This is a genomic window from Hymenobacter terricola (genome assembly GCF_017921975.2).
In the GTDB taxonomy this organism is placed as follows: domain Bacteria; phylum Bacteroidota; class Bacteroidia; order Cytophagales; family Hymenobacteraceae; genus Hymenobacter; species Hymenobacter terricola.
This window is the reverse complement of sequence record NZ_JAGEMO020000039.1, coordinates 64,605-71,895: the sequence shown is the minus strand read 5'-3', so window position 1 is coordinate 71,895 and position 7,291 is coordinate 64,605. Positions and strand designations below refer to the sequence as shown.

The following is a 7,291-nucleotide window of genomic DNA, read 5'->3' as shown; positions in this document are numbered from 1 at the left end:
GGGGGGCGCATCCGGCCGGATGCGCCCCCCGGCACTGGCCGGGTTTTTTAGCAGGGATGTAACTGGACTGAAATGCAGCCCGCGCGGCCCTGCCGGCCCTAGCCCAGGGCCGTGACGCCGGGCAGCTCCTTGCCTTCCATGTACTCCAGCAGCGCGCCGCCGCCGGTCGAGATGTAGCTCACCTGGTCGCCGAAGCCCAGCTGTTGCACCGCCGCCGCCGAGTCGCCGCCGCCGATGAGCGAGTAGGCCCCGGCCGCCGTGGCCTCGGCAATGGCCTGGGCCACGTACTCGGTGCCAAGCGAGAAGTTGCTCATCTCAAACACGCCCATCGGGCCGTTCCAGAGAATGGTTTTGCTGGTACGGATAACATCGGCGAAGGCTTCGCGGGAGTCGGGGCCGAGGTCGAGGCCCATCCAGCCGTCGGGGATGCTCAGGTTTTCGGCGATGTCCACGTTGGCGTCGTTGGCAAATTTATCGGCGATGAGCGAGTCGGCGGGCAGCATCAGGTTCACGCCTTTGTCTTTGGCTTTCTGGATGAGCTGGCGGGCCAGGTCCACCTTGTCGGCTTCGAGCAGGGAGCTGCCGACGTGCCCGCCCTCGGCCACGGCAAAGGTGTAGGCCATGCCGCCGCCGATGAGCAGGTTGTCGACCTTATCGAGCAGCTTTTCGATGATGAGGATTTTGTCCGAAATCTTGGCCCCGCCCATGATGGCGGTGAAGGGCCGCTCGGCATTCTCCAGCACCTTTTTGGCGTTGTCGATTTCGGACTGCAGCAGGTAGCCGCCCACCCGGTCCTGGGGGGCAAACGAGTTGGCCATCACGGCCGTGGAGGCGTGGGCGCGGTGCGCGGTGCCGAAAGCATCGTTCACGTACACGGTGCCCAAGGTGGCCAGCTTGGCGGCAAAAGCGGGGTCGCCGGCTTCCTCTTCCTTATAGAAGCGCACATTGTCCATGAGCAGCACCTGGCCGGGCTGCAGGGCGGCCGCTTTTTGGGCCCCTTCCTCGCCCAGCACGTCGCCGCCGAACTGCACCTCGCGGCCGTATTCCTGCGAGAGGCGCGCTACGAGGCTTTCGAGCGAAAACTTCTTTTCGTAGCCGCCCTTGGGCCGGCCCAGGTGCGAGAGCAGCACCACGGAGCCGCCATCGTTCAGAATTTTCATCACCGAGCGCGTGGCCATGCGAATGCGGGTGTCGTCGGTGATGTGCAGGTCCTTGTCGAGGGGCACGTTGAAATCGACGCGCATCACGGCGCGCTTGCCGGCGAAATTATAGGTGTCGAGGGTGTTCATGAGGTGGTGAAACGTTAGGTTAGGATGAGGTTGGGTCAAGGGTACAAAAGTGCGGTTCTTTCGCAGATTTCTTCCTGTCTTTACCGCTGAAGGAGGCGAGCGGTTGTAGCGCGGACTTTGCAGTCCGCGTGGCAGAACGGTTTAAACGGCGCGGGACGCGGACTACACAGTCCGCGCTACTTCGTGGTAGCGCACCAGCGCATCAATAGGCGCTTTAATAATCTGGCCCACGGCCATGCCGTGGCGGGTAGCCGCCGCCGCCAGCGCCTCCCGGAAGTGGTAGCCTATCGAGCCCACGCAGTTGAACGTCTGGCTTGCGTAGCCGGGGTACTGCGTTACGATTTGGGCGAAAAACGCCTCAAATGCCTGCGCTACCACGGCCTGGCAGTAGGGCTCGGCGTAGTGCTGGCCGGCAAACTTGGCGAAGCTGGCCAGGAAGCGGTTGGGCGAGGGCTGGTTGTAGAGCCGGTCGAGCACTTCGCTGACTTCTCCCAAAGCATAAGTCGTCTTGAACTCGGCGGCCAGCGCGGCGGGAAAGCGGCCGCGCAGGTAATCGCGTAGCAGCAGCCGGCCAATGGACGTGCCCGAGCCTTCATCGCCCAGGGAGTAGCCCAGCGACTCCACCACCTGCGTAATCTGCTGGCCATCATACAAGCAGGAGTTCGTGCCCGTGCCCAGAATGGCGGCAAAGCCCGGCGAGCTGCCCAGCAGCGCCCGCGCTGCCGCCAGCAAGTCCTCGGCCACCTGCACCTGCCGCGCCTGCGGAAACACCTGCCGCAGCGCCCCGGCCACTACTTCGGCCTTGGCCGGCGAGAGCACGCCCGAGCCGTAGTAATGAATGGCCTGAATGGGGGCCTGGCGCACGGCAGCGGGCACGCTGCGGGCCAGCGAGGCCGCAATGGCGGGCGTATCCCAGAAATAGGGATTGTAGCCCTCGGTGCTGAAAGAATGGGGTTCGGCGTCGCCCAGCAGGCACCAGCTGCACTTGGTCGAGCCGCCGTCGGCAATGAGTATCATGGGGGGCGAAAGTACGCGGGAGTTGGCGGTGGGCAGTATCTTTCGCCGATGAGCTGCCGCTGCCACAAAGCCGGATAGCCGGTCATGCTGAGCTTGCCGAAGCATCTCTTCCTCATTACTAATCCCAATTCAACCAACTGAGTCAGTTGCGCGGCGGAGACGCTTCGGCAAGCTCAGCATGACGGTTCACTACATTCATTTCGCTCCATTCTATGGCCTCTCGCCGGAAATTTCTGCAATCCTCCGCAGCTGGCCTGGCAGGGCTGGCCACCGCCCCACTCGCCGCTGCGGCCCTGCCCCCAGCCTCTCCTTCCGTGGTGAAGCCCATCGTCATCTCGACCTGGGATGCGGGCGTGAATGCCAATAAAGGCGCCTGGAAAGTCCTCGGCTCCGGCGGCTACGCCCTCGACGCCGTGGAGACCGGCGTGATGGTGACCGAAGCCGAGCAGGGCTGCTGCGTGGGCCTGGGCGGCAACCCCGACCGCGACGGCTACGTGACGCTGGATGCCTGCATCATGGACGAGAAATTTAACTGCGGCGGCGTGGCCGGCCTGGAGCGCATCAAGCACCCCATCAGCGTGGCCCGGCGGGTGATGGAGCGCACCCCGCACGTCCTCATCGTGGGCGAGGGAGCCCAGCAGTTTGCCGTGGCGCAGGGCTTTTCCCTGGAACCTCAGCACCTGAGCCCCGACGCCAAAAAGGCCTATGAGCAATGGCTGAAAACCAGCCAGTACAAGCCCGTGGTCAACATTGAGAATTCCAAAAGCCGCTCCACCGGCCCGGTCGGCGGCCCCCAGAACCACGACACCATTGCCATGCTGGCCCTCGATGCGCAGGGCCGGCTCAGCGGCAGCTGCACCACCAGCGGCATGGCCTTCAAGATGCGCGGCCGGGTGGGCGACTCGCCCCTCATCGGCTCCGGCCTGTTTGTGGACCCGGCCGTGGGCGCCGCCGCCGCCACCGGCCAGGGCGAGGACGTGGTGCGCATCGCCGGCGCCCACACCGTGGTGGAGCTCATGCGCCAGGGCCGCACGCCCCAGCAGGCCTGCAAGGAGGCCATCGAGCGCATCGCCGCCATCAAAGGGGCCAAAGCCAAGGATATTCAGGTTGCCTTCATCGCCCTCGACAAAAACGGCCGGACGGGCTCCTACGCCCTGCAAACCGGCTTCAACTACGCCGTGAGCACCACCGACACCCCGCGTCTGCTCGACAGCGAGTTTTTGCTGAAATAAGGCACTTGGTCAAGAAAAAGGACGTCATGCTGAGCGCAGCCGAAGCCTCTCGCTCGGGAAAGTAATCAAAACCGTTTCACGATGGAGTTACTGCCACACGCGAGATGCTTCGACTGCGCTCAGCATGACGTCCCCGGCATAACGTTCTTGAAATGACCCGACATCTGGAAATATGCGCCGCTTCGCTGCCCTCGGCCCTGGCGGCGCGGGCAGGCGGCGCGCACCGAATTGAACTCTGCCAGAACCTGGAGCAGGGCGGCATCACGCCCTCCTACGGCCTGATTCGAGAGACGCTGGCGCAGCTCAGCATCCCGGTTTTCGTGCTGATTCGGCCCCGGCCGGGCGGCTTCGTGTATTCGGCAGACGAGCTGGCCATCATGCGGGCCGACGTGGAAATGTGCCGCGAGCTGGGCTGCGCCGGCGTGGTGCTGGGCGCGCTGGATGCGGCCGGGCGCGTGGATTTGGCCGCTTGCCGGGGGCTGATTGAGCTGGCCGGCCCCATGGCCGTCACCTTCCACCGCGCCTTCGATGCCTGCCCCGACCAAGTCCTGGCCCTGGAAGACATTATCGGTTTGGGCTGCCAGCGGGTGCTCACTTCCGGCGGCCAGCCCACGGCCACAGCGGGCCAAACCCAGCTGGCCGCGCTGGTGGCGCAGGCGGCCGGGCGCATCCTCATCATGCCGGGGGCGGGCATTACGGCGGCTAATATTCAGGCGCTGGCAAACCAGACCGGGGCACGGGAGTTCCACACCAGCGCCAAGCGCCGGCTGCCCGCCGACCCCGCCGACGGCCTGTTTCAGGCGGAACGGCTTGAAACGGATGCGGCGTCGGTGGCCGAACTCGTGGCATTGCTGCAAGTAGCGCGGACTTTGTAGTCCGCGTCCCTGCGTATTGCGCAGTCGTTCTTTCAGCGCGGCCACGCGGACTACAACCGAAGGTCAGCGAAGCTAAAGTCCGCGCTACGGGTTCTTACCTTTGCCTCACTTATGAAAATTGGCATTTTTTTCGGGGGCACTTCGCGTGAGCGGGAAATTTCCTTCGCCGGGGGCCGCACCGTCTTTGATAATCTGGACAAGGCGCTGTTTCAGCCCGTTCCCATCTTCGTCGACAGCCTGGGGCAGTTCATTCTGCTCGACTGGCAGTTTATTTACAAAGGCACCATCCGGGATTTCTACCCGCCGGTGAGCTCGCAGCCGCCTTCCCTGCACCATTTGCAGGTCTACATCGAGAGCCTGGGCGAGCTGGGCCATGAGGAGCGGTTCCATGCCATCGCCAAAGTAGGCCGCGAGGTGCAGATGCAGGAATTGCCCTTACTCATGGATTTTGCCTTCCTGGCCTTGCACGGGCCGGGCGGCGAAGACGGCGCCATCCAGGGGGTGCTGGAGTGGCTGGGCATCCCGTATTCGGGCTCGGGCATTCTGCCGTCGGCGTTTGGCATCGATAAAATCGCACAGAAGAACCTGCTGAAGGCCCTGGGCCGGCCCACGCCGGATTTCCGCGTCATCAAAGCCGAGGAGTGGGACACGGCCGACCACGCCGCCACGCTCGCCGACCTGGTGCGCGAGCTGGGCCTGCCGCTGGTGCTGAAAGCGCCCCGCCAGGGTTCCAGCATCGGCGTGAGCATTCTAAAAACCGACGATTTAGCCAGGTTCGAAGCGGCCATCGACAAGAGCCTGTTCCGCAAAACCGTGACCCGCGCCGACTGGCAGCGCCTGGGCGAACAGGACAAGCTGGCCTGGGTGCAGCACCTCACCGACATCCGCGAAGGCATCGGCCTGCCGGTCACAGTTGCTGGTTATTCGTTGTCCGTTGTTGGCTCTTCTAACTTCAGCCTGACAACGGACAACGAACAACTAACAACCATTTACCACCCCGAAACCCTGCTCTATACCCTGAATGAGCAGTTTGAAACGGCTGAACAGGTGCGCCTGACCAACATCGACGGCGAAACCCAGGTGCTGGTGGAAAGCTTCGTGGCCGGCCGCGAGTTCAGCTGCATCGTGGTGGAAGCCCCCAACGGCGCGCCCCTGGCGCTGCCCCCTACCGAGATTGTGAAGGGCGAGGAGATGTTTGACTACCGCTCGAAATACCTCCCCGGCCTGGCCCGCAAAGTCACCCCCATTGACTTGCCCGAAGAGAAAATCCAGGAAATCCGCGAGGCCTGCGAGGAGATGTTCCGCACGTTTGGCTTCCAGGTGTACGCCCGTTTAGATGGCTTTGTGGGGCACGATGGCCAGCTGTTTTTGAATGACCCGAACACGACTTCGGGCATGCTGCCGGCCTCGTTCTTCTTCCATCAGGCGGCCGAAATCGGGCTCAATCCTTCGCAGTTTCTCACCTACCTTATCCGCACGTCGCTGGCCGCCCGGCGCCGCGCCGGCCTGCGCCCCGTGAAGCTGGCGCAGCTGCTCAAGCAGCTCGATGCCGCCGTAGCCGGCCGCCAGCACGAGGCCACCGAGCGCATTCGCGTGGCCGTGATAATGGGCGGCTACTCCTCCGAGCGGCACATTTCGGTGGAGAGCGGGCGCAACATTTTCGAGAAGCTCAGCTCCTCGGCCAAGTACGCGCCGGTGCCGGTATTCCTTACCGGCTCAGCCCAGGAGCACCGGCTCTACGTGCTGCCCGTGAACGTGATGCTGAAGGACAACGCCGACGACATCCGCGAGAAAATCGAGCACGCCGAGGCCGGTGAGGCTCCGCACCCCATTCTGGCGCGCATCCGGCACGAGGCCAGCGCCATCACCAGCACCTACGCCGGGCAGGCGCTGGCCTTGCCACGCCGTATTTCGTTTGAAGAATTGGCGGGCATGGCCGATGAAGTTTTCATCGCCCTGCACGGCCGGCCCGGCGAGGACGGCGCGTTGCAGCAGGAGCTGGAGAAATTCGGCCTGCCTTACAACGGCTCGGGCGTGGCCAGCAGCAGCATCACCATCAACAAGTTCGAAACCAACAAGCGCCTGCGCGCCGCCGGCCTGCTGGTGGCCGAACACCGCATGGCCACCAAGCTGGAGTGGCTGGCCGACGCCGAAAGCTTTTACCGCGCCCTGGAAACGCAGTTCCCCTACCCTTTCATCGCCAAGCCCGCCGACGACGGCTGCTCTTCGGCGGTGAAGAAAATCAAGAACCGCGCGGAGCTGGAGGCCTTCAGCCAACTCATTTTCCGGACCGAAGAGGACCTCATGCCCGCCCCGGCCGGGGTGCTGCACCTGGGTTTCAAGGAAGAATTCCCGCAGAAAGATGCCTTCCTGGTCGAAACGCTCATCAGCCGCGACGGCGCAGCCCACTTCCTCGAAGTGACGGGCGGCCTGCTTACGTCTTATGACGAGGACGGCCTGCTCGACATCGAAGTGTTCGAGGCCAGCGAGGCCCTGGCCACCGGCGAGGTGCTGAGCCTGGAAGAGAAATTCCTGGCCGGCGAAGGCCAGAACATTACCCCCGCCCGCTACGACGCCGACCCGGCGGAGCGCCAGCGCGTGTCCAACGAGGTGAAAGCCGTGCTGCGTCGCGTGGCCGAAGTGCTTAATATTCAGGGCTACGCCCGGATTGACGCCTTCGTGCGGGTGCGCCAGAAAGGCGAGGTGGAGGTCATCGTCATCGAAGTCAACTCCCTGCCCGGCATGACGCCCGCCACCTGCATTTTCCACCAAACGGCCCTGGCCGGCTACACGCCCTACGAGTTTATCGATAGGATTCTGGAGTTCGGCAAGGCGCGGGTGGAAAAGGCAGTTCCCGCCAACTAGAACGTCATGCTGA

The 7,291-nt window shown here is 63.9% G+C and carries 5 protein-coding genes; 3 read left to right on the top strand and 2 right to left on the bottom strand.

The window, feature by feature from the left end; translation table 11 throughout:
- Window positions 1–98: 98 nt before the first annotated feature.
- Window positions 99–1,289 (bottom strand): phosphoglycerate kinase, encoded by a 1,191-nt coding sequence (locus J4G38_RS19405; RefSeq protein WP_210518870.1) that lies wholly within the window; start codon window positions 1,287–1,289, stop codon window positions 99–101.
- A gap of 162 nt (window positions 1,290–1,451) precedes the next feature.
- The gene (locus J4G38_RS19400; RefSeq protein ID WP_210518871.1) at window positions 1,452–2,306 is read right to left on the bottom strand and encodes an N-acetylglucosamine kinase; all 855 of its coding nucleotides are present in this window, start codon (window positions 2,304–2,306) and stop codon (window positions 1,452–1,454) included.
- 212 nt (window positions 2,307–2,518) lie between these two features.
- Between J4G38_RS19400 and J4G38_RS19395 the strand changes: the two genes are divergently transcribed.
- The 3 genes from J4G38_RS19395 (at window position 2,519) to J4G38_RS19385 (ending at window position 7,278) form a co-directional block, all read left to right on the top strand.
- Entirely contained in the window at window positions 2,519–3,538 is a 1,020-nt protein-coding gene (locus tag J4G38_RS19395; protein WP_210518873.1) for a N(4)-(beta-N-acetylglucosaminyl)-L-asparaginase, read from the top strand.
- Between the two features lie 152 nt (window positions 3,539–3,690).
- Window positions 3,691–4,413 carry a copper homeostasis protein CutC gene (locus J4G38_RS19390; RefSeq protein ID WP_210518875.1) on the top strand — a complete coding sequence of 241 codons (723 nt, stop codon included), beginning with the start codon at window positions 3,691–3,693 and terminating at the stop codon, window positions 4,411–4,413.
- A 111-nt stretch (window positions 4,414–4,524) separates the two neighbouring features.
- Window positions 4,525–7,278 carry a D-alanine--D-alanine ligase family protein gene (locus J4G38_RS19385; RefSeq protein WP_210518877.1) on the top strand — a complete coding sequence of 918 codons (2,754 nt, stop codon included), beginning with the start codon at window positions 4,525–4,527 and terminating at the stop codon, window positions 7,276–7,278.
- The last annotated feature ends 13 nt before the right edge of the window (window positions 7,279–7,291 follow it).